We start from the raw sequence: 21,026 nt of genomic DNA on the forward strand, positions 1-21,026 counted from the left end.
GGCGGTGGCGGTGGCGGTGGCGGTGGCGGTGGTGAATGTCAGGCCGTCATCGCTGGCAAGCCAGGCTCCCACAGGGGATCGGGTGTCTGCGGGATTGGCGACTGGCGCAAATGACCCAGTCAGTCGTGAGTCACCCGGGCGCGCTTGAGCAGTTTTTTGCAGCGTTCGGACAGGTGCAGCACCCGCAGGTGTTTACCGGCCTTGGCGTAGCGCTCGCGCAGGGTCATGAGCGCGGCAATGGCCGAGTAGTCGACGAAGCTCAGGTGGCGGCAGTCGATGGTCACCAGGTCGGGGTCGCTGGCGGGATCGAACTGGTTGAGAAACGGCGTGGTCGAGGCGAAGAACAGCGTGCCGTGCAGGTGATACAGCTTGCTGCCATCGGGCTCGATATGCGTATCGGCATACAGCTCGCGCGCCTGTTGCCAGGCGAAGTTGAGCGCCGCAATGACGATCCCGCAGAGCACGGCCGTTGCCAGGTCGGTGAACACCGTTATCACGGTGACCGCGACAATGACCAGCACGTCGTTAAGCGGCACCTTGTTGAGCACTCGCAGCGACGCCCAGGCGAAGGTCTGCTGTGACACCACGAACATCACCCCAACCAGCGCCGCCAGCGGGATGCGCTCGATCAGCGGCGACAGGAACAGCACGAACAGCAGGATCAGCACCCCGGCCACCACGCCGGACAGTCGACCACGGCCGCCGGAGCTGAGGTTGATCACGGTCTGACCGATCATCGCGCAGCCACCCATGCCGCCGAACACCCCGGAGACCATGTTGGCCGCACCCAGTGCCACACACTCGCGATCCGGATAGCCACGGCTCTCGGTGATTTCGTCGGTGAGGTTGAGGGTCAGCAGGGTTTCCAGCAGGCCGACCAGCGCCATCAGGATCGCGTAGGGGGCGACGATGCGCAGGGTCTCCAGGTTCCACGGGATGTCGGGCAGGGCAAAAGTCGGCAGGCCACCGGCGATGTGCGCCATGTCGCCGAGGGTGCGGGTCGGCAGGCCCAGCAGGAATACCGCCAGCCCCACGCCGAGAATCGCGACCAGCGCTGGCGGCACGGTACGGGTCAGGCGTGGCAGCAGGTAGACGATGGCCATGGTGACGGCCACCAGACCGAGCATGATGTACAGCGGCGCACCACTGAGCCAGGCGTCACCGCTCTTGAAGTGTTCGAGTTGTGCCAGGGCGATGATGATCGCCAGGCCGTTGACGAAACCGAGCATCACCGGGTGCGGCACCATGCGTACCAGCTTGCCCAGCTTGAGCAGCCCGAACGCCAGCATGATCAGCCCACCCAATAGCACGGTGGCCAGCAGGTACTGCACACCGTGCTGCACCACCAGTGCGACGATCACCACCGCCATCGAGCCCGCAGCTCCCGAGACCATGCCTGGGCGACCGCCAAACAGCGCGGTGAGGGTGCAGATGATGAACGCACCGTAGAGCCCCATCAGCGGGTTGAGATGGGCGACCAGGGCAAAGGCGATGCATTCAGGGAGCAGGGCGAACGAGGTGGTGAGTCCGGCCAGGACATCGGCGCGCAGACGTTGTGTTTTCATGGGGTACCCAAAATTACGGGCCGCTGGGGCGTGGCCGGGAAAGAGGGTGAGGATGTTACGGAATCGGGGGAGATCAGGCTACTTTGGGGAACTCGGAAACGCCATCGCGGGCAAGCCCGCGATGAACGATGACTCGGTCTAGCGCAAACTCACACCATCTCGTCACGAATCCAGTCAACCACCGAAGTCCGCTGCGGTGCCCAGCCCAGCAGTTGCCGCGCATGCTGGCCGCGCACCCGGCTGTTGGAGCCCAGGCCATAGTTGGCCATCTCATAGCCCCACTCGGCTTCGGCATCCTTCAGCGGCCAGTCCTGGGGCTCACCCAGCTTCAAGGCTGCCGCCATGGCCGTGGTCATGTCGATGAACGAGGCCTCGCCACTTTCGACGAAGTAGAAAGTACCGGGCACGTTGCGGGTCAGCGCCAGCAGGTACAGGGCAACCACATCCTCGATATGCACGTTGGACCAGATGTTCCGGCCGCTGCCAACATGGCGCACCACCCCGCTCTTGCGGGCCTGTTTGAGCAAGCGTGGCAATTGCACGCTGTCGCGCTTGACGCCCAGGCTGTGGCCGTAAATCAGTGTGTTGCAGATCACGGCCGAGTTCACGCCGTCCTGCGCCGCTGCCAGGATCAGGTCATCGATGGCAACCCGGGCGGCCTTGTCCACCGTCGGCTCTGGCAGGTTGTCTTCGAAGTAGATCACGTCGCTGGCCTTGCCGCCGGACGCATCGCCGACGATGCTCGACCCGCTGGTGTGCAGGAACACCTTATTGGAACCGCGCAGTGCGTCAAGCAAGGCCTCCACCGCGCCGCGGTGGTCGCTGCTGGCGGCGTTGATCACGGCGTCGGCAGCCCGGGCCTGGGCGGCAAGCATGGCGCTGTCGTCCAGCGTACCGATGACCGGGGAGATGCCCAGGGCGCTCAGCTCGTTGGCCTGCTCTGCGCTGCGAACCAGGCCGGTGACCTGGTGGCCCGCCCGGACCAGACCCGTGGCGATCGAACCGCCGATGAAACCTGCAACGCCAGTGACGAATACGTTCATGGAGAAACTCCCTGCGTGAATAAGTGATGGGTCCAGTATTGAGCACCCCGCCCTCGGGAAACAGGCCGCAGCGCCCAAATCACTTTTGCGCTGGAGTCACGAATCAGCCGTTGAACTGCGCGTTGGCATACGCTGCCAGTTTGCCCTGGATGAAGTCGAGGAAGCATTGAATGCGCAGGGCAAGCTGCGAGTTGCGGTAGTACACCGCATTGATCGGCTGGCGATAACCGCTGTTGGAATCCTCCAGCAGCACCTGCAGGCGACCGGCGCGGATGTCCTCGATGGTCATGAAGTGCGACAGGCAGGCGATGCCCTGCCCCTCCAGCGCCAGATGGCGAATCGTCTCGCCACTGGAGGCGCTGATGCTGGCGTGGATCGGCCAGCGGTCGCCGTGTTCATAGCGCAAAGGCCACTGGTTGAGGCCCTCGTTCTGGGTGAAACCGAGCAAGCTGTGGGCGCTCAGGTCCGCCACGGCCGTGGGCGTCCCGTGCCGCTCCAGATACGCTGGGCTGGCGACGATGTGCAACGGGCTGCACCCCAGGGAACGCGCGTGCAGGGTCGAGTCGGCGAGGGTACCGATGCGGATGGCGATGTCAGTGCTTTGTTCGAGCAGGTCGATGAGCAGGTCGTTGCTGTTGAGCTCCAGCTGGATGTCCGGGTAGAGCCGGCGGAACTCGTCGATATACGGCACGATGGCGTGCAGCATGAAAGGCGCTGCCGCGTTGATCCGCAGGCGCCCGGACGGCGTCTGCTGGCGGGAGCTCAGGCGCTCTTCGAGTTGATCCATCTGGTCGAGGATCAGCTTGGCCTGCTCGAAGAAATACTTGCCCTCTTCTGTCAGGTCCATGCGCCGGGTGGTGCGGTTGATCAACGTGGTCTCGAGCTTGGCCTCCAGCCGCGACAACGTGCGACTGACCGCCGAAGGCGTTTGCCCCACCTGCTCGGCCGCAGCGGAGATCGATCCGCATTCAATCACGCAGACGAAAATCTGCAGTTCATCGGATCTGGCTTTCAAGGGTGTCCTCTTTTCACAATCGCCGTGGCATCTGTCGCCAGGATCACAGCCTGCGACGCTTGCATTCCACTGTAGGAGCTGGCGCAGGCTGCGATCTTTCAGGCCGTCGCATCCGATAGTAGCCTGAAACCTTATGCAGACAGGCCTAACACCTCGCTCAGATGCTGCTCATAACGGGCAATGTCGGCTTCAATGTTCGGGCGTTTCATGACGTCAACGCACAGGAAGGTGGGCAGGCTGGTCATGCCGAGGAACTCGTTGGCCTTGTGGAACGGGAAGTACACCGCGTCCACGCCCTTGGCTTCAAAGAAATCCGTCGGATCATCGAATGCCTGCTGCGGAGCATTCCAGGTCAGGGACAACATGTACTGCTTGCCCTGCACCAGGCCGCCGCTGCCGTACTTCTGCGAGGCATCGGAGCGGGTGCGGCCGTCGCTGGCGTAGAGGCTACCGTGGCCTTCAGTGAACACTTCGTCGATGTACTTCTTGACGGTCCAGGGCGCGCCCATCCACCAGCCTGGCATTTGGTAAATGATCACATCGGCCCAGAGGAATTTGGCCACTTCTTCAGCGACGTCATAGCCCTCGTCGATGAACGTGGTTTTCACGTCCACGCCGCCTCGGTCCAGAACGCTCAGTGCAGTTTCGTGCAGAGTGGTGTTGTAGCGACCCTCGGAGTGGGCAAACTTTTTACCGCCATTGAGCAACAGGACTTTTTTCATGAAAGGTCTCGGAAGGTTTGAATTCGATGGCGGCAGGGTATCGGCCCGCCTCGCGCGGAATAAGCCCTGATGTGACAAAACTCACTTGACCCACAAGCACGAATCCAGCACCTATTGTTGCCTTAGACTGCGATCCGATATGCTCAGGCCCTCCTCCGCTAGCCGCTGATCAGCAAGTGGCCGCCCAGCACGCCAAGGCCAATGAAAAATACCCGTTTGAACAAGGTGGCGCTGATGCGCTGGCGCAGCCATTGCCCCAGCAACATGCCCGCCACCGCCGGGATCAGCGCCAGCAACGATGCGCCCAGCTCGCCCCCGCCCAGAGCGCCACGCCAGAACAGGCCGGCGGCCAGGGCCAGGGTCGAGACGGTGAATGACAGGCCCAGTGCCTGCACCATCTGGTCCTTGCTCAAGCCCAGCGCCTGCAGATAGGGCACCGCCGGAATCACGAACACGCCCGTGGCGGAGGTGATGACGCCGGTCAGCACGCCGCACAATGGGGCGAGCCAGCGTTCAGTACGGCTGCGGACCTGCAGGGTAGGCAGGAACAACCCGCTCAAGGCGTAAAGCAGCAATGCCGCGCCCAACCCCCGCACGACCCAGTGCCCGCCGGCCATACCAATCCACAGCGTGCCCGCTCCTGTGCCGAGGAAAATGGCCAGGAGCATCGCCCACAAACGTTTGACCAACTGCCGCAAATGCCCGCCGAATGCCAGCTGCCAGAGGTTGGTCAAGGTCGCGGGAATGATCAGCAGCGCAGCAGCCTGCGCTGGCGCCATAGCCAGACCAAGCAAACCCATGGCGATAGTCGGCAGGCCAAGGCCGATCACGCCCTTGATCATGCCCGCCAGCAAGAAGGTGGCAATGACCAGGACAGATAGTCCTAGGCCGAGGTTTTGATAGAACGCAGTCAGAGTATTCATGGGTCTATCGTGGTGCTGGGCAGGAGGTTTGAAAAGCTGGCTTATACTGAGGGTGCCTCTTGCTGTGGCTGAGGCTAGGTTCCTGGTTGTGGCAGCCGGCGCTTTCGCGGGCAAGCCCGCTCCCACAGGGTGCGGGTATCGTGCTCAAGATTGCGCAGCGCCTCCATCACTGTGGGAGCGGGCTTGCCCGCGAAGGCGGCAGCCCAAACGACACACCTCTGCGGACCCACCATGCACTTCGACCTCACCGACCTGCGCCTCTACCTGAACATCCCCGACAGCGGCAACATCACCGCTGGCGCAGTCCGCAGTCATTTATCCCTGGCGGCAGCGAGCGCACGCATCCGGGCGATGGAATCGTCCCTGGGAGTGGATTTCCTGGTGCGCGGCAGACGCGGAGTCACCCCCACCGCTGCCGGCAAAGCCTTGGCGCAACACGCCCGGTTGCTGCTGCAACAGGCCGACCGCCTGCAACAGGACCTGGCCGAATATGCCCAGGGCGTCAAAGGACAAGTCCGGTTGCTGTGCAACACCACGGCGATGAGTGAATACCTGCCCGAACTGCTCGCCGACTTTCTGCTCAGCCATCCCAACCTGGACATCGACCTGCAGGAATTGCCCAGTGCGCGCATCACCCATGCGCTACGCCAGGGCGCGGCGGATCTGGGCATTGTCTCGGATGCCGTGGACAGCAGCGACCTGCAAACCCGCCCGTTTCGCGACGACCCGCTGGTATTGATCATGCCGCCCGACCACCCCCTGGCCAGGCTCGGCGCCCTGAGCTTCAGCGACACCCTGGCGCACGACTACGTTGGCCTGAACAGCAACAGCGCCCTGGCGATTTACCTGGAAGAACAGGCGCTGCATATCGGTTCCCGCCTGCAGATTCGCATCAGGGCCGATGGCTTCGATGGCGCCATGCGCATGGTCGCCCGGGGGGCCGGGCTGGCCATCGTGCCGCAGGCGGCAGTGGCACGCTGGCCCGGCGCGCCAGCGTTGCACAGCATCGCGCTGGCCGAAGCCTGGGCGCAGCGCCAACTGCTGTTGTGTGCCCGCGACTTCGCGCAACTGCCCGGTTACGCCAAGGCCTTGCTGCATGCCTTGACTCTCCCCTGAGGGGCAGACTTTACCCTTGGGTTTTCCTCTTCAAGGACAGCCACGATGGGCAAACGGATTCTGGTGATTCTCGGTCACCCCTCGAGCAGCAGTTTTTGCGCCGCCGTGGCCGAGCGCTACACCCAGTCAGCCCTGCGTGCCGGGCATGAAGTGCGCCAATTGTTTCTCGGCCAGCTGGCGTTCGACCCCGTATTGCGTGAAGGCTACCAGCAGGTACAACCCCTGGAGGCCGACCTGCTGCAAGCCCAGGCGGATGTCTTGTGGGCCGAGCAACTGACGCTGGTGTTTCCGATCTGGTGGGGCGGCATCCCAGCCTTGCTCAAGGGCTTTTTCGACCGGGTGTTCCTCCCCGGTTTCGCCTTCAAATACCGCAAAGGCAAAGCCTTCCCCGACAAACTCCTGCACGGTCGCAGCGCGCACCTGCTGGTGACCATGGATACGCCGCCCTGGTACTACCGCTGGTTCTACCGCATGCCCGGCTTGCATCAAATGCGCAGGACCACGCTGCAGTTCTGCGGCATCAAGCCCACCAGGACGCTGACCTTCGGTCCGATTCTCCACTCCAGTCACGCGCAGCGCGAGCGGTGGTTGCAGCAAGCCGAAGCTATCGCCAGTCGCTGAGTGCGCCGATAATGCCCCGGGACTCATTAAAGGGAATTATTGATGTACATCGGCCAGGCTGCGCAGCGCTCCGGAACCACGATCAAAAGCATCCGCCATTACGAGGCGATCGGCCTGCTGCCGGTGGCCGAGCGTCAGGGTAAATATCGCGTGTACGACCAGCAGAGCGTCGAACTGCTGGGCTTCATCAAATGTGCCCAGCAACTGGGGTTCCGCCTCAAAGAGCTGCAGGCGATTTTCGCCGGCCATCAGGGAACCCAAGTGCCGTGGGCATTGGCCCATCAGGCCATCGCGGCGAAGAAGCAGGAGATCAGCGAGCGGATGGCTGCCCTGGCGCGGCAACACGCCCAACTGGTGGAGTTTGAACTGGGTCTCGAACAGGCCCAGGCCGCTTGTCCGCTGGAGACGCTTTAGGCGCCTGCGCGTTTCTGGACACCCCGATGTCGAGCACAGACAACTCGCCAGCGGGCGGGCGCTATAGGGTGCGACTTCGTTCTTGCATCCACTGCCCGGAGTCCACATGACCGCACCTATTACCGTTCTTCGCGACACCCATCCCCTGCCGGTACTCGATGCCTGCAAATGGGAAAAACTCGAAGGCGATCCGCACACCGTCAATCTCAACGCCTACACCAGCGAAGACGGCAGCAAGATCATGGGCACCTGGATCTGCACGCCGGGCAAATGGTATGTGGAATACGTGAAGTGGGAGTACTGCCATTTCCAGGAAGGCTACTGCGTGATCACGCCGGAAGGCATGGCGCCGATCCATCTGCGTGCAGGGGATATCTTTGTCGTTGAGCCAGGGATGAAAGGCACGTGGGAAGTGGTCGAGACTGTGCGCAAGTACTTTGTGTTTGCCTGATGCATAGAAAAGATCGCAGCCTGCGGCAGCGCCTGCACGGGAATGTATTCACCCTGTAGGAGCTGCCGCAGGCTGCGATCTTTTGCTTTTGCGAATTACCCGCTTTTACTGGGGTTTGCGATAGCTGTTGATGATCGCCGAGAAGTCTTGGCCACCCTCCCCGCGCAGGCTCATTGCCTGATACAACTGCTGCGCCACGGCGCCCAGCACCACAGGCTGGTGCGCCTGACGGGCCGCCTCAGTCGCCAGCCCCAGGTCCTTGAGCATCAGTTCGGCACCGAAGCCGCCGGTATAGCCGCGCGACGCCGGAGCGGTCTCGACGATGCCCGGCCACGGGTTGTACATCTCCGAACTCCAGCAGCGCCCGGTGGAGCTGTTGATGATCCCGGCCAGCACGCCGGTGTCGATGCCCAGGGCATCACCCAGGGCCATGGCTTCGCTGACGCCGACCATGGAAATTCCCAGCAGCAGGTTGTTGCAGATCTTGGCGATCTGCCCAGTGCCGACTTCGCCGCAATGCACGATATTGCGGCCCATCTGCGCCAGCACCGGTTGCAGCGTGGCAAACAGCTCGGGCGTGGCACCGACCATGAATGTCAGGGTGCCGGCAGCTGCGCCGCCCGTGCCGCCAGACACCGGCGCATCCGCCATGGCCACGCCTTGTTTGGCAGCAGCGCTCGCGACTTCACGCGCCGTCTGTGGGTCAATGGTGCTGCAATCCACTGCCGGAACGCCTTCGCCAATCCCCGCGAGCACGCCGTTTTCACCCAGCCACACACTGCGCACATGCACGGCGGCCGGCAGCATGGTAATCACCAGCTCCGCACCTTGGGCCGCCTCACGGGCGGAGGCGCTGATGCTGCCGCCCAGTTGCTCCAGCTCCGCCAGCACGGTGGTGTTCAGGTCGACCAGCTTGAGGTCATGACCGGCCTTGATCAGGTTGCGTGCCATCGGCGCGCCCATGTTGCCCAGACCGATAAATGCGATTTTCATGGACCACTCCTTAGCGCAAGTTGATGGTGGTGTTCACACCGTCGTTGACGCTGTTGTCATCGAACCAGCGACTGGTGACCGTCTTGGTCTGAGTGTAGAACTGCACCACTTGCTTGCCATACGGGCCGAGATCGCCAAGCTTGGAACCGCGCGAGCCGGTAAAGCTGAAGAACGGGACCGGCACCGGGATCGGGATGTTGATGCCAACCTGGCCGACGTCGATTTCATTCTGGAATTTACGTGCCGCCGCACCGCTCTGGGTGAACAGGCCAGTGCCGTTGCCAAAGGGGTTGGCGTTGACCAGGGCGATGGCCTCGTCCAGCGTATTGACCTCCAGCACCACCAGCACCGGGCCGAAGATTTCCTGGGTGTAGATCTGCATGTCGGTGGTCACCCCGGAAAACAGGGTTGGGCCGACGAAGTTGCCCTGCTCGTAGCCGGCCACACTGATGTCGCGCCCGTCCAGCTCCAGCTTCGCACCTTCCTTGATGCCGCTTTCGATCAGGTCGAGGATGCGCGCCTTGGCGCGCTTCGAAATCACCGGCCCAACGTCGGTACCCGGCTCACTGCCGGCATTGACCTTGAGTTTCTGCGCCAGTGCTTTCAAATCAGGCAGCCATTGCTTGGCCGCGCCCACCAGCACCACCACAGACGTGGCCATGCAGCGTTGACCCGCTGCGCCAAAACCGGCACCGACCAGCGCATTCAGCGCCTGTTCGCGGTTGGCGTCCGGCAGCACCACGGCATGGTTTTTCGCGCCCATCATCGATTGCACGCGCTTGCCATGTTTGCCCGCCAGGTCGTACACGTGAGTGCCGACCGCAGTCGACCCGACGAAGGACACCGCCTTGATGTCCTTGTGGGTGCAGAGCGCATCCACCACATCCTTGCCGCCGTGCACCACGTTGAGCACGCCCGCCGGAACGCCCGCTTCGATCGCCAGCTCCACCAGCAGCAGGGTCGACAGCGGATCCTGTTCGGAAGGTTTCAACACGAAGGTATTGCCGCAGGCAATGGCCATCGGGAACATCCACAGCGGAATCATCGCCGGGAAGTTGAACGGAGTGATACCGGCGCACACGCCGATCGGCTGGCGCAGGGTGTAGGTGTCGACGCCGCTGGCGACGTTCTCGGCGAACTCGCCCATCTGCAGGGTGCCGATGGAACAGGCATGCTCGACCACTTCCAGGCCACGGAAAATATCGCCTTCAGCATCGGCAATGGTTTTGCCCTGCTCGTTGCTCAGCACCACGGCAATGCGCTTGGAGTGCTCGCGAATCAACGCCTGGAGCTTGAGCATGATGCGCATGCGCGCGCCGATCGGCGTCAGCTTCCAGGTCTGGAAGGCGCGATGGGCAGCGGCAATGGCTGCGTCGACTTCCGAGGCGGTGGCAAACGGAACCTTGGCGAGCACTTGCTGAGTCGCCGGGTTGACGATGTCGTGCCACTCGGTGGATTGCGACTCGACCCACTCGCCGTCGATCAACAGCTTGACCTTCTGCACGGTGGTTTCGTTGGGCGTGAGCGATGCGTTCATGTTGGGTCTCCTGGACTTGTTGTTATCAGGGAGCCAAGGCGAGAAAGTCGCCTTGAGATGAGGCGTGTGTCGCGAATTGGTTGTCGGACGGTTTTTGGAGTATAGATGTGCAAACTTCTAATAAGAACGCACATAAAAGCCGGTCCATCATGCAAAAAAACATCACGTCTCTAGGCTCGCTGAACTGGGATGACCTCAAGTTTTTCCTCGAAGTCGCCCGCACCCGCAAGGCCAGCACCGCCGCCAAGCGCCTGGCAGTGGACTACACCACGGTGTCGCGGCGCATCAGTTCGCTGGAAACGGCGCTGGGCACACTGTTGTTCGAAAAATCCCGCACCAGCGGTTTTGTGCTGACGGCCGAAGGCCAACGACTGCTGGGTTATGCCGAATCGATCGAGAGCACCCTGCACATGGCCTGCGAGCAGGTGTCTGGCTCCGGGGTGGCGTTATCCGGGCATGTGCGCATGGGCTGCACCGAAGGGTTCGGCAGCTTTTTCATCACCCCGCAGCTGAGCCATTTCGTCGACGCCTACCCGGCGATCTCGGTGGATATCCTGCCGCTGCCGCACTTCATCAGCCTGTCCAAGCGCGAGGCCGACATCGTCATCGCCCTGGAGCGCCCTGAGCATGGCCCGTACGTGCGCTGCAAATTGTGCGACTACCGCTTGCAGCTGTACGCGACCCAGGACTACCTCGACCAGCACCCGCCCATCCGCCGTCCCAGCGACCTGGCCAAGCATGCGTTCATCAGTTATGTGGATGACCTGGCGTTCAGCTCGGAGCTGCTGTACCTGGCCAACGTACTGCCCGGCGCCAGCGCCAACCTGCGCAGCACCAGCGTCATCGCGCAGTTCGTCGCCGCGCAACAGGGCCGGTCGCTGGCCATCCTGCCGTGCTTCCTGGCGGCCCAGGATCCACGGCTGCTGCCGGTGCTGCCGAGCGAGATCAACATCACCCGGCAGTTCTGGATGTACTGCCGGGAGGATTTGAGGAAGCTCAAGCGGATCACCCTGTTGTGGGACTACATCCGCGGGGTGACCGAGCAGAATCAGGCCCTGTTGATGGGTGAAAGCCGCGAGATGCTGTTCGCCGATTAGCCGGCGGATACCACATCGACACACGGCGGTTCTCGGTGCGGCCGGCAAGTCGGCCAGTTTGCGTTACTGGCCGGGGGCCTCATTCAGTTCAAGCATCAGCCCACTCAGGCGCTTGACCTTGCGCCGCACGGCCTCTTCGAAGACGCCGGCCCGGGGTTCTATCAGGGTGAACCAGTTTTTTGCCCGGGTGATTCCGGTGTAGATCAGCTCCTTGGTGAGGACCGGGTTGAGGGCGTCCGGGAGGATCAGTGCGGTGTGGGCAAACTCTGAGCCCTGGGATTTGTGCACCGTCATCGCGTACACGGTTTCGACGTCATTGAGCCGGCTCGGCAGTACAAAACGCACACCACCTTGACCATCGTTGCGCGGGAATGCCACGCGCAACACCTGCTTTCCGGCTTCAGGCCCCTCGCGTTCCGGTAGCTTGAGCGCGATGCCGATGTCACCGTTCATCAGCCCCAGACCGTAGTCGTTACGCGTCATCAATACCGGGCGTCCTTCGTACCACTGCTGATCGTTATCGATCAATCGGGCCTTGAGCAGCGCGGCGGTCACTCGCTGATTCAGGCCTTCCACGCCCCAGGGGCCCTTGCGTACGGCGCAGAGCAACTGGAAGGCGTCGAACGCCTGCAGCACCTGGAGAGCCCAGTCGGCCCAGCAGGTATCCTCAAGGGCTCGGCCAGGCGCCGGGCGCTGCTGGCGCAGCAGGCCGAGGTAATGCCGATAACCCTGCGGCCCATCGCCGTGACCTTCAAGCAGCAAACGCTCCAGCGCCCGGTCCTGTTCGCCCTTGAGCGACAGGCTGAACACGTCGTCGTGGCTGCGGGCGGCCAGCAGTTTGCGCGCCTCTTCAGGCTGCTGCTGATTGACCCGGCGAGCCAGCTGGCCAATGCCGCTGCCCTCCCCGAAGCGGCGAGAATGGCGCAGCATCACCACTTGTTGCGCCAGCGGGTGAACGCCTTGGGTATCCTCGTGCAGGTCGCTGTTTGCCAGGCTTTCGCCACTGACCTGCTCCAGCCACTGGCGAGTCTGCGGGCTGTACCAGCCGGCTTCCGCGTCACGGCACAGATCGCCCAGCACGGCGCCCGCTTCAACCGACGCCAGCTGATCCTTGTCACCCAGCAGCACCAGTCGCGCATGGGCTGGCAGGGCATCGAGCAGATTGGCCATCATCTCCAGGTCGATCATCGACGCTTCATCCACCACCAGCACATCCAGTGGCAGGCGATTGCCCGCGTGATGCCGGAAGTGCCGCGTCCCGGGCCGGCTGCCGAGCAGGCGGTGAACCGTGGTGACGTCCGAAGGAATTTTCGCCCGGACCGCTTCGCTGACTTCCAGCGTCCTGACCTGCTGGCTGATGGACTCGGTCAAGCGCGCCGCCGCCTTGCCCGTGGGTGCGGCAAGACGGATGCGCAGCGGCTGGCCAGCCTCCACTGCGGGCGCCTGGAGCAACGCCAGCAAACGCACGACGGTGGTGGTCTTACCGGTCCCGGGACCTCCGGTGACGATACTGAATGCACTGCGGGTCGCCAGGGCGCAGGCGAGTTTTTGCCAGTCGATCACTTCACCTGGCCTGGCAGGACCGAACAGGCCGGTGAGGCGCTGGCTCAAATCCGCAGGGGTCACTTCGTGCTCAGCCAGGCGCTGGCGCAATGACAGGTCGATGCGTCGTTCGTACGCCCAGTAGCGCCGCAGGTACAGGCGTTTACCCGACAACACCAAAGGCCTTTGCTGCGCATCCTCGCGTCCGTCGGCTGCCAATGCGACCAAGGGGCTGACAGCCAGCGCCTTGCACCAGTGAGCGCCGTCCAGCGCCTCGAGCAATTGCGAAGGCAACACCATCGAGCCGCCTTGCACATCGCCTTCGGGTGGCAGGGACAGGGCAAAATCCGGTTCCTTGAGAGTCTCGTACAGATCCAGGCACACATGCCCGTGACCCAGCTGGTGGCTGGTCAGCGCGGCCGCCAGCAATACCAGGGGATCGTCATCGGGCGCCAGCTCATGCAGGAAGGCCACGAACGCCTTGTCCAATGCACGCAACCAGCCGCGCTCGACCCAGCGTGTGAGCAACAGCAGCAAGTCTTCGGCGCGGCTCAAGGGTGCGAGGTCGGCCAGGCTTTCAGCCGCCAGTGAGGTGGGCAGCAAATCGGCGAAGGTGCGACTCATAGCAGTTCTCCCTGTTCCCAGGCGGGTTCGGCCTTGGGCTGCGGCTTGCCCTGGAACAGGCGATCAAGGTGTTCGATTAACTCCCGTGGCGGACGGGCGAAATAAACCCCCTGGCTGGCTGCGCGGGTGCCGCGCAGGAACAGGTACAACGCACCGCCCACGTGACGGTCATAGTCGTAATCGGCCAAACGTGCTTTTAGCTGGCGATGCAGGGCCAGCAGGTACAGCACGTACTGCAGGTCATAGCGGTTGTCGAGGATCGATTGCTCCATCGCTTGCCCGGTATACGCCGAGTCATCGACACCCAGCCAGTTGGATTTGTAATCAGCCACGTAATACCGACCTTCGTGTTCGAACGTCAGGTCGATGAAGCCCTTGAACATGCCGTTAAGCAATACCGGTTCTGCCGCAACCCGCGCGACGCCGTTGTGGGTGTATTGGCGCACCAGCTCATCGAGTTTCAGCACGTCGACCTTGTGGCTGGCGAACCAGAACTCCATCTCGACCCGGTACTGGGTCAAGTGCTCGAACACGACCGGGGCCTGCCCTGCCCCCAGGTGCAGCGGCGATTTGAGCAAGTGCTGCAGCCAGTCACTCAAGGTGGTAATCCAGCCTTCCCAGCCGCGCCGATTACAGCGACGCGCAATGGCGTCTTCAACCGCTTGTGGGTTGGCGCAAAAGCCTTCACCACCGGCCCATTCCAGCAGCCCATGGAGAAAGGTGCCGGGGCCTGGGCCGCGAGGGAATCGATGGATGTCCGCGCCGCCGGCCGCCACTTCACGCGGAGCATTGGGGTCGAGGCGTTCGTCGTCGAACAGTTTCTGTGCCTGAGGGTTTTCCGGTGCTTCGTCGCTGCCGATACTCAAGCTGTCGCCGATACGCAAGGCGCTGTAGGAGGCGATCCACCAGTTTTCACTGGCACGGCGTTTGGGCATCAGCGGCGCGAGCAGGCGCGCGTCGTTCTGCGGTGGCTGGTAGTGCTCGGCGTTAGCGGGCGGGACTTCGCAATAACGCAGGGCCGGGCAATCTTGCTGAAGGTCTTCCAGCCAGCGTTTTAAACCGGCAGATTCCGCCAGCATGGCACCGCCACCCAATAGATAACCCAGTGCCGACAGATGCAGCACCGAGCTGTTGTGATTGCCTCGCTTGAGATCGGTGACACCAAGCCAGCAGGCGTGCTGCGCCCGGGTCAGGGCGACATACAGCAAGCGCAAGTCCTCGGCCAGGCGCTCGTGATCAGCCAGTGCGATCAATTCGGCCGTCGGCTTCAGGCTCATCTGCGCCTTGCCGTTGGCATCGTGGTAGTGCAACGGCAGCCGACTGCCGTCCACCGGCTTGGCCGAGCAAATGAACGGCAGGAACACCAGGGGATATTCCAGGCCCTTGGACTTGTGAATGGTCACGACCTTGACCAGTTGCTCGTCGCTCTCCAGACGCAGTATCTGCTCTTCCCCCGCCTGGCCGGATAGCGCCAGGTGCTCGGACAGGTGCCGAATCAGCGCCTGCTCGCCATCGAGTTCAGCGGCAGCCTGCTGCAGCAGTTCGGACAGGTGCAAAAGATTGGTGAGAATTCGTTCGCCATCGCTGCGGGCGATCAATGTCTGCGGCAACTTGAAGTCGTGCAGCAGGCGTCGCAGCATCGGCAAGACGCCCTGCTTGCGCCAGAGCTCACGGTAGCTGCGGAACTGCATGACCCGCGCTTCCCATGCCAGCTCATCCTGATTGAGCCGTTCAAGTTCGGCCAGAGACAGGTTCAACGTGATGCAGGCCAATGCAGCGCGCAACGGCCGCTCGACATCCGGCTCGGCGCAGGCCTTGAGCCAGGACAGCAGGTCATGGGCCTCCTGCGCGGCGAACACTGAGTCCTTGTCTGACAGGTAGACACTGCGCACGCCACGGGCCGATAGCTCGGCGCGTACGGCCTGGGCTTCCTTGCCGTCGCGCACCAGGATGGCGATATCCGCCGGCAGCAGGCCTCTGAAATCCTTGCCGTCCTGATGGAATCCCGACTGGCGCTGTTGCCCGCTGTTGAGCAGCGCGGTGATTTCACTGGCGCAGGCGGCGGCCAATTGTTTGCGGTAGACCGCGCCCGACAGCGGTTGCTCGCCAGGCAGGTGCCAGATGTTCAGGGCAGGCACCGTGCTGCCCTCTATCTGCAGCACTTCCTTGCGGCCCTGGGATTGGACCGGCAGGAATGGCACGGGATTTTCACCGTTGCGTTCACGGAACAGGAACGCCCCGCGCCCCAGTTCACGCCTCTCGGCACGTTCGAACACATGATTGACCGCCTCGACCATGCCATGGCTGGAGCGGAAGTTGGTCCCCAGGGTATGGAGCCGGCCAGTGGTGGCCTGGCGCGCCCGCAGATAAGTATGAATATCGGCCCCACGGAAGGCGTAGATCGCCTGCTTGGGGTCGCCGATCAGGAACAGGCCGCAGTCGGGGTTGTTGTCTTCGATGCGATAGATGGTTTCGAAAATCCGGTACTGCACCGGGTCGGTGTCCTGGAACTCGTCGATCAAGGCCACCGGAAACTGTTCGCGAATCAGCGTGGCGAGGCGCTCGCCACCTTCGGCTTGCAGGGCGGCATCGAGGCGCAGCAGCATGTCATCGAAGCCCATCTCGGCACGGCGCCGCTTCTCTTCTTCGAACCGGGTACCCACCCATTGGGCCGCGTGTTGCAGCACGGCCGCATCGGGAGTCGGCAGGTTATCCAGACTGGCCTTCAGCCCCGGCATCGCATCCAGCCCCGGGTGACTTGGCACTTCGCCCTTCCAGGCTTCGGCCATGCCGTCCGGGGTCAGGCGGGTGAAGCCGGTGCCGATGTCCAGTTGCTCCAGCGATTCGTCCGCGGCCCAGGCCTGGATCTTTTCAAACCAGGGTTCGAAATAACGCGCCTGCATCTTGCGCCCGTCGACGCTCTTGCTTGCGACGCCCTGGTGGCAGATGGCGAGCAGCTCCTGTGCCCATTGAGTCCAGGGCATCTTCAGCTCAAGCAATGCCGCCCGCCGTTCCTGCAGGCATTCGGTAATCAGTTGCGCAGGATCTTTGCCGGCAGTGGTGCCACGTTCGCTGGAGAACAGCCCACGCACACGCGGCAACAACGCCGCCGGGCCGCCCCAGTTTCCACGCACCCAGCTCAGTGCATCGCCTTGCATGGGGTAGCAGAACAACCGCCAGTAGTCGCGCAGGACTTCACCCAGCAAGTCGCTGTGGTCAGTTTCCAGGCTCTGGGTAAACAGGCTGCCACTGTCGAACGCGTGCTCGCGCAACATGCGCTGGCACCAGCTGTGGATGGTCGAGACAGCGGCTTCGTCCATCCACTGCGCCGCGATGTCCAGGCGGTTGGCACATCCGGCCCACTGTTCCCCCGGGTATTGATCACGCAGGTCGGCAATCAGGGCGTCTGGTGCAGTTATTTCATCGCGGAAAAAGCGCGCCGCTTCAGCCAGGCGCGTGCGGATGCGTTCGCGCAGCTCCTTGGTCGCCGCGTCGGTGAAGGTCACGACGAGGATCTGCGGCGGCAGCAGTTCACGGCCGAAACCGGTGGACTCGCCACCGTGGCCCAGGACCAGGCGCACATACAATGCGGAGATGGTAAAAGTCTTGCCGGTGCCGGCGCTGGCTTCGATCAGCTGGCTGCCGCGAAGCGGAAAAGCCAGGGCCAGTGGCGTCTTGTCGGTCATGCGCGCGAGTCCTCGCTGTTCAACGAACGCCAGGGAGCTTGCAGCAGCGGTCGATACAATGCATCGCACCACCCGGGGAATGATTCATCCGCCGTGAGCGCGTCGTAGTCCTTGAACTGCCGGGCCAGCGCAGCACTTTCACGCCGTTCGCCGTCAGTGGTCAGGCCATCGCCTTCATAGGCTTTGCGAGCGGCGGCTTCGGCCTTCATCGGGTCGGTCTGACCCAGCCAGGCAAAGGCCGTTTTCACGGCAATCGGCAGCGGCTGGCATATGCCGGTTTTCCAGGCCAGCAGCAGATCGCCCAGAATGCCCAAAGCCTGTGCCTGCTCCATTGGGGCCAGCAGCAGACTGTCGTCACTGGCCACCAGCGCGGTGGTCATTGGCCAACCGCTGGCGCAAGCCACCAGATGGTTGACCCAGGGGCGCGTGAGCCGATGCCATTTACGCGCCTTGATCGCACCAATGCTGTTGGGGATAGTTGTCACCGACAACAAGCCGCCATCGGCACGCTGATGCAGGCCGCTTAGCCAGCCCTCCAGGCGCAGGCCTTGGGACTCCAGGTTCAACGGCAACGCGCTGGCGAGCGGGGTCGGCCACAACGTCAGCAGTTGTTGATAACGCTGCAGCAGGTCCGGCAGCGGTTCGATCAGTTCCCGTTGCAGGTATTCGCCAAAGCCGGCCATGGGCAGCAGGCCACTGTTCTGCAGGCGGATGGCGTGTGCAGCCAGTGTCTGATCCACGAAATCGGGTTGCCCCAGTGCCGCCTCCAGCAAACTGTCGCTGAGGCTGTAGCGTTGCAGGGCATCGAGGACAAAAGGCTCTTCATTGGCCAGGGGGGCTTCGGCCGCTTCAAAGAATATCTTCAAGCGTTGGCTGAAGAAGTGGCGCACCGGGTTGCGCAGGAAATCCTGAAGTTGCCCCAGGCTCAACGGCTCTTCCTGGACGTAGGGTTCAAGGGTCTCGAACGCGGCATCCGGCGCACTGGCTTGATGCAGGGTCTGCCATTCGCTGGCATAGCTAAACAGCCCATCGCCCTCATGGAAATAACGAGCACTGAATGGCTGTAGCGGGTGTTCCTGGGTCATGGCTTCAAGCAGGTCCTGGGACTCATCGGCCGAGTGCCAACCGCTGGCCAGGTGATCGCGAAGCTGGCCGATCAGTACCGAGGCCGGACGTTCGCTGTTGTCGCGAATGCTGCGGCCTACCCAGCTGATATAAAGCTGATCACGGGCCGAGAGCAGGGCTTCGAGCAGGAGATAACGGTCGTCTTCGCGCCGGGATCGATCGCCGGGGCGGTAATCGCTGCCCATCAAGTCGAAGTCCAGCGGCGGTTGCGCGCGAGGGTAGTCGCCGTCGTTCATGCCCAGCAGGCACACCAGTTTGAACGGGATGGCCCGCATGGGCATCAAGGTGCAGAAGTTGACTGCCCCGGCCAGGAACCGCTGGGATAAACGCCCCTGATCGAGGCCCGCGAGCCAGGCTTCGCGAACCACGGTCAGGGGCAACTGGTCATGCAGCCCAACCGACTCACAGGTCTCCAGCCAGGTTTCGCGCAACTCTTCCAGCTGGGCGAGCAAGTAGTCGTCGTGTTCGTTGCTGGCCTGGAAAAACAACTGGATCAACGCTTGCAGGCGCATGCCCCATTGCCCGGGAGCTGCAGGAGAGGCCAGTTCATGGTGAGCAATGTCCAGCGCATCGAGCAGCGCTACCAGCGGCCCGATCAGCGCGGCATCCAGGCCGCCGATCTCGTCATAGGGCTCGATGCCGCCGTAGGCACCAGAGCTGCCTACCGCGTAACCGAGCAACATCCTGCGCAGGCCGAAACGCCAGCTGTTTTGCTCAAGCTCGGCGGGCAAGCCGAGACTGGCGCGCTGCTCGGCATCCATGCCCCAGCGGATGCCCGCACCTTCGATCCAGCGATGCAGGGTCGGCAGGTCCCGCTCCTCAACTCCGAATCGCGACCGCAATGCAGGAACGTCCAGCAGATCGAGGATCTCGCTGACGGGGAAACGACTGTCAGGCAGTTTCAGCAAATGCTCGACGGCGATCAGCAATGGATCGCGACCGCGTTGGCCCTGATCGGCGAGTGTGAACGGTATGAAGCGCTGGTCCCTGTGCTCCAGCTGGCCGAATACTGCGCGAATATGCGGGGCATAGCTGTCGATGTCCGGCACCATGACGATGACGTCACGGGGTCTCAGATCAGGATTAGCACTGAAGCGCGCGAGCAACTGGTCGTGGAGAATTTCCACTTCCCGCTGGGCGCTGTGGGCGATGTGAAAACGGATCGACTGATCATGCTCAAGATCAACAGCCGGCCAGAGCTCGCGGGTTTCACCCAGGGGGCGCAGTTCGAGGATGTCGTCCTGCAGTTGATTGAGCATGTTCAGCGGCGTGCTGTCGCTGAACAGGTCGATGCGACCGTCGCGAAACGCCGAGCGATAGCTGTTGGGATCGTCGTAGCTGTCGAGCAGGTTGATGTAGTCACGACCTTGCTTACCCCATGCCGCCAGCAATGGATGCGCATGCTGATGGAGGGTATGCGGGTCGAGTACAACGGGCATTCCGTTCTTGCGCGCCTGGCGCTTGTATTGGTGCCGTAACAGGTCTTTATCGGCGACGATGTCTGCCCAATGGTGACGACATGGGTTGTGCACGCACAGCAGGACCTGGCTGAAACGGGCCAACCCGGCCAGCGCTTCCAGGGCCTGGGCAGGCAGCGAGGAAATCCCGAATACGATCACCCGCGAAGGCAACCCCGCAGGCGCTTCGTCCAGGCTATTGATGCGCTCGATAAACCGTTGGTGCACGCCCGCACGGCTTTGCGCCATGCCCTGCTCACCCACATCCAGCAACAGTGCGCGCCACAACTCCGCTTGCCAGGCGTTGGCCGGCGTCAGCGGCTTGGCTTCGCCGCGTCCATTGCGTAACTGGTGTCGACCTTCCGCCCAGTCTTCAAGCCAGTCGGCGCGGTAGACCTGGTATTGGTCAAACAGGTCGGCCAGGCGTTCGGACAGCTGATAACGCTTGCGCAAGTCGGTGTCGTTGGTGAGGAAGCGTTGCAGGGGCTCGAAGTGAAGCTGATCGATCACCTGCGGCAGCAGGCGCATCAGGCGCCAGGTCAAGGGCGCTTTATCGAGCAAGGATTTGACCGGAATTTCCTCGCGACCAAGGACCATGCGATACAGCTGCCACATGAAACTGCCGGGCAGCTGCACGTCTATGGCAGCGGCAATTCCGCAGCCGCCCGTATCGTCGTCTTCAGGGTCTTCTGCCAGTGCCAGCTTGAGCCATTGGGCAATGCCGTTGCTCTGGACCAGGGCGATTTCGTTTTCCAGGGGGGCCAGCGGGTACCGCCGCATCCAGCTGACTACCAGGCTGCGCAACTCGTCCAGGCGGTTGCCGTGAACCACCATAAAACCAGCACTGAGGGACGTCGCGTCCGGCATAAAGGCTTCCTTGGAAAAATACAAACGCCAGGGCGAACCTTAGCATTGTCGGCAGACTGTGGCAGCCGGGAGCGGCCCGGTGTTGATGCGGGAATTTTCTCGCGGACAAAAACAAAACCCCTACCTGCATACGCAGATAGGGGTTTCGGAATTTAATCTTGACGATGACCTACTCTCACATGGGGAAACCCCACACTACCATCGGCGATGCATCGTTTCACTGCTGAG

At 62.7% G+C, this 21,026-nt stretch carries 15 protein-coding genes; 5 read left to right on the plus strand and 10 right to left on the minus strand.

Annotated elements, in window-relative coordinates; genetic code table 11:
• Window positions 1–119: 119 nt before the first annotated feature.
• The 5 genes from IMW75_RS25265 to IMW75_RS25285 form a co-directional block, all read right to left on the minus strand.
• Window positions 120–1,565, minus strand: coding sequence for a SulP family inorganic anion transporter (locus IMW75_RS25265; RefSeq protein WP_205894120.1), 1,446 nt, complete (start codon window positions 1,563–1,565; stop codon window positions 120–122).
• Between the two features lie 149 nt (window positions 1,566–1,714).
• Window positions 1,715–2,608 carry an NAD-dependent epimerase/dehydratase family protein gene (locus IMW75_RS25270; RefSeq protein WP_205894121.1) on the minus strand — a complete coding sequence of 298 codons (894 nt, stop codon included), beginning with the start codon at window positions 2,606–2,608 and terminating at the stop codon, window positions 1,715–1,717.
• A 103-nt stretch (window positions 2,609–2,711) separates the two neighbouring features.
• Complete coding sequence (locus tag IMW75_RS25275) at window positions 2,712–3,623, minus strand: LysR family transcriptional regulator (protein ID WP_205894122.1); 912 nt, start codon at window positions 3,621–3,623, stop codon at window positions 2,712–2,714.
• Window positions 3,624–3,754: 131 nt separating this feature from the next.
• Window positions 3,755–4,345 (minus strand): NADPH:quinone oxidoreductase MdaB, encoded by a 591-nt coding sequence (mdaB, locus tag IMW75_RS25280; RefSeq protein WP_205894123.1) that lies wholly within the window; start codon window positions 4,343–4,345, stop codon window positions 3,755–3,757.
• Between the two features lie 158 nt (window positions 4,346–4,503).
• Window positions 4,504–5,268 (minus strand): sulfite exporter TauE/SafE family protein, encoded by a 765-nt coding sequence (locus IMW75_RS25285; protein WP_205894124.1) that lies wholly within the window; start codon window positions 5,266–5,268, stop codon window positions 4,504–4,506.
• Between the two features lie 231 nt (window positions 5,269–5,499).
• Between IMW75_RS25285 and IMW75_RS25290 the strand changes: the two genes are divergently transcribed.
• The 4 genes from IMW75_RS25290 (at window position 5,500) to IMW75_RS25305 (ending at window position 7,870) form a co-directional block, all read left to right on the plus strand.
• A complete protein-coding gene (locus tag IMW75_RS25290) occupies window positions 5,500–6,384 on the plus strand; it encodes a LysR family transcriptional regulator (protein WP_205894125.1) in 885 nt (294 codons plus the stop codon).
• A 45-nt stretch (window positions 6,385–6,429) separates the two neighbouring features.
• Window positions 6,430–7,005 (plus strand): NAD(P)H-dependent oxidoreductase, encoded by a 576-nt coding sequence (locus tag IMW75_RS25295; RefSeq protein WP_205894126.1) that lies wholly within the window; start codon window positions 6,430–6,432, stop codon window positions 7,003–7,005.
• A gap of 42 nt (window positions 7,006–7,047) precedes the next feature.
• The gene (locus IMW75_RS25300; protein ID WP_205894127.1) at window positions 7,048–7,419 is read left to right on the plus strand and encodes a MerR family transcriptional regulator; all 372 of its coding nucleotides are present in this window, start codon (window positions 7,048–7,050) and stop codon (window positions 7,417–7,419) included.
• 106 nt (window positions 7,420–7,525) lie between these two features.
• Window positions 7,526–7,870: a cupin domain-containing protein gene (locus IMW75_RS25305; protein ID WP_028624747.1), complete on the plus strand. Its 345-nt coding sequence runs from the start codon at window positions 7,526–7,528 to the stop codon at window positions 7,868–7,870.
• Between the two features lie 105 nt (window positions 7,871–7,975).
• Here IMW75_RS25305 and mmsB read toward each other — a convergent pair whose 3' ends face one another.
• Both mmsB and IMW75_RS25315 read right to left on the minus strand, forming a co-directional pair.
• Complete coding sequence (mmsB, locus tag IMW75_RS25310) at window positions 7,976–8,863, minus strand: 3-hydroxyisobutyrate dehydrogenase (protein WP_205894128.1); 888 nt, start codon at window positions 8,861–8,863, stop codon at window positions 7,976–7,978.
• A gap of 10 nt (window positions 8,864–8,873) precedes the next feature.
• Window positions 8,874–10,400: a CoA-acylating methylmalonate-semialdehyde dehydrogenase gene (locus tag IMW75_RS25315; RefSeq protein WP_045060090.1), complete on the minus strand. Its 1,527-nt coding sequence runs from the start codon at window positions 10,398–10,400 to the stop codon at window positions 8,874–8,876.
• Between the two features lie 149 nt (window positions 10,401–10,549).
• Between IMW75_RS25315 and IMW75_RS25320 the strand changes: the two genes are divergently transcribed.
• A complete protein-coding gene (locus IMW75_RS25320; RefSeq protein WP_205894129.1) occupies window positions 10,550–11,497 on the plus strand; it encodes a LysR family transcriptional regulator in 948 nt (315 codons plus the stop codon).
• A 63-nt stretch (window positions 11,498–11,560) separates the two neighbouring features.
• Here the strand turns inward: IMW75_RS25320 and recD are convergent, their stop codons facing one another.
• From recD to recC, 3 genes are read right to left on the minus strand one after another with little or no spacing between them, the layout of a single operon-like run.
• On the minus strand, window positions 11,561–13,663 hold the full coding sequence (recD, locus tag IMW75_RS25325) for an exodeoxyribonuclease V subunit alpha (RefSeq protein WP_205894130.1): 2,103 nt from the start codon (window positions 13,661–13,663) through the stop codon (window positions 11,561–11,563).
• Window positions 13,660–17,349, minus strand: a complete 3,690-nt coding sequence (gene recB, locus IMW75_RS25330; protein ID WP_205894131.1) for an exodeoxyribonuclease V subunit beta — start codon at window positions 17,347–17,349, stop codon at window positions 13,660–13,662. Before recB ends, recD begins: the two co-directional genes overlap by 4 nt.
• Window positions 17,346–20,798, minus strand: a complete 3,453-nt coding sequence (gene recC, locus IMW75_RS25335; RefSeq protein WP_205894132.1) for an exodeoxyribonuclease V subunit gamma — start codon at window positions 20,796–20,798, stop codon at window positions 17,346–17,348. The genes recB and recC overlap by 4 nt, the downstream gene beginning before the upstream one ends.
• Window positions 20,799–21,026 lie beyond the last annotated feature (228 nt).

This window comes from Pseudomonas gregormendelii, from assembly GCF_017114825.1.
GTDB classification, from domain to species: Bacteria; Pseudomonadota; Gammaproteobacteria; order Pseudomonadales; family Pseudomonadaceae; genus Aquipseudomonas; species Aquipseudomonas gregormendelii.

Excerpts from the sequence above, each read along its gene's own strand:
- mmsB (WP_205894128.1), bottom strand. The coding sequence starts at position 8,863 with ATGAAAATCGCATTTATCGGTCTGGGCAACATGGGCGCGCCGATGGCA.
- IMW75_RS25290 (WP_205894125.1), top strand. The coding sequence starts at position 5,500 with ATGCACTTCGACCTCACCGACCTGCGCCTCTACCTGAACATCCCCGAC.
- recD (WP_205894130.1), bottom strand. The coding sequence starts at position 13,663 with ATGAGTCGCACCTTCGCCGATTTGCTGCCCACCTCACTGGCGGCTGAA.
- IMW75_RS25305 (WP_028624747.1), top strand. The coding sequence starts at position 7,526 with ATGACCGCACCTATTACCGTTCTTCGCGACACCCATCCCCTGCCGGTA.
- mdaB (WP_205894123.1), bottom strand. The coding sequence starts at position 4,345 with ATGAAAAAAGTCCTGTTGCTCAATGGCGGTAAAAAGTTTGCCCACTCC.
- recC (WP_205894132.1), bottom strand. The coding sequence starts at position 20,798 with ATGCCGGACGCGACGTCCCTCAGTGCTGGTTTTATGGTGGTTCACGGC.
- recB (WP_205894131.1), bottom strand. The coding sequence starts at position 17,349 with ATGACCGACAAGACGCCACTGGCCCTGGCTTTTCCGCTTCGCGGCAGC.
- IMW75_RS25295 (WP_205894126.1), top strand. The coding sequence starts at position 6,430 with ATGGGCAAACGGATTCTGGTGATTCTCGGTCACCCCTCGAGCAGCAGT.
- IMW75_RS25265 (WP_205894120.1), bottom strand. The coding sequence starts at position 1,565 with ATGAAAACACAACGTCTGCGCGCCGATGTCCTGGCCGGACTCACCACC.
- IMW75_RS25270 (WP_205894121.1), bottom strand. The coding sequence starts at position 2,608 with ATGAACGTATTCGTCACTGGCGTTGCAGGTTTCATCGGCGGTTCGATC.
- IMW75_RS25315 (WP_045060090.1), bottom strand. The coding sequence starts at position 10,400 with ATGAACGCATCGCTCACGCCCAACGAAACCACCGTGCAGAAGGTCAAG.
- IMW75_RS25320 (WP_205894129.1), top strand. The coding sequence starts at position 10,550 with ATGCAAAAAAACATCACGTCTCTAGGCTCGCTGAACTGGGATGACCTC.
- IMW75_RS25300 (WP_205894127.1), top strand. The coding sequence starts at position 7,048 with ATGTACATCGGCCAGGCTGCGCAGCGCTCCGGAACCACGATCAAAAGC.
- IMW75_RS25285 (WP_205894124.1), bottom strand. The coding sequence starts at position 5,268 with ATGAATACTCTGACTGCGTTCTATCAAAACCTCGGCCTAGGACTATCT.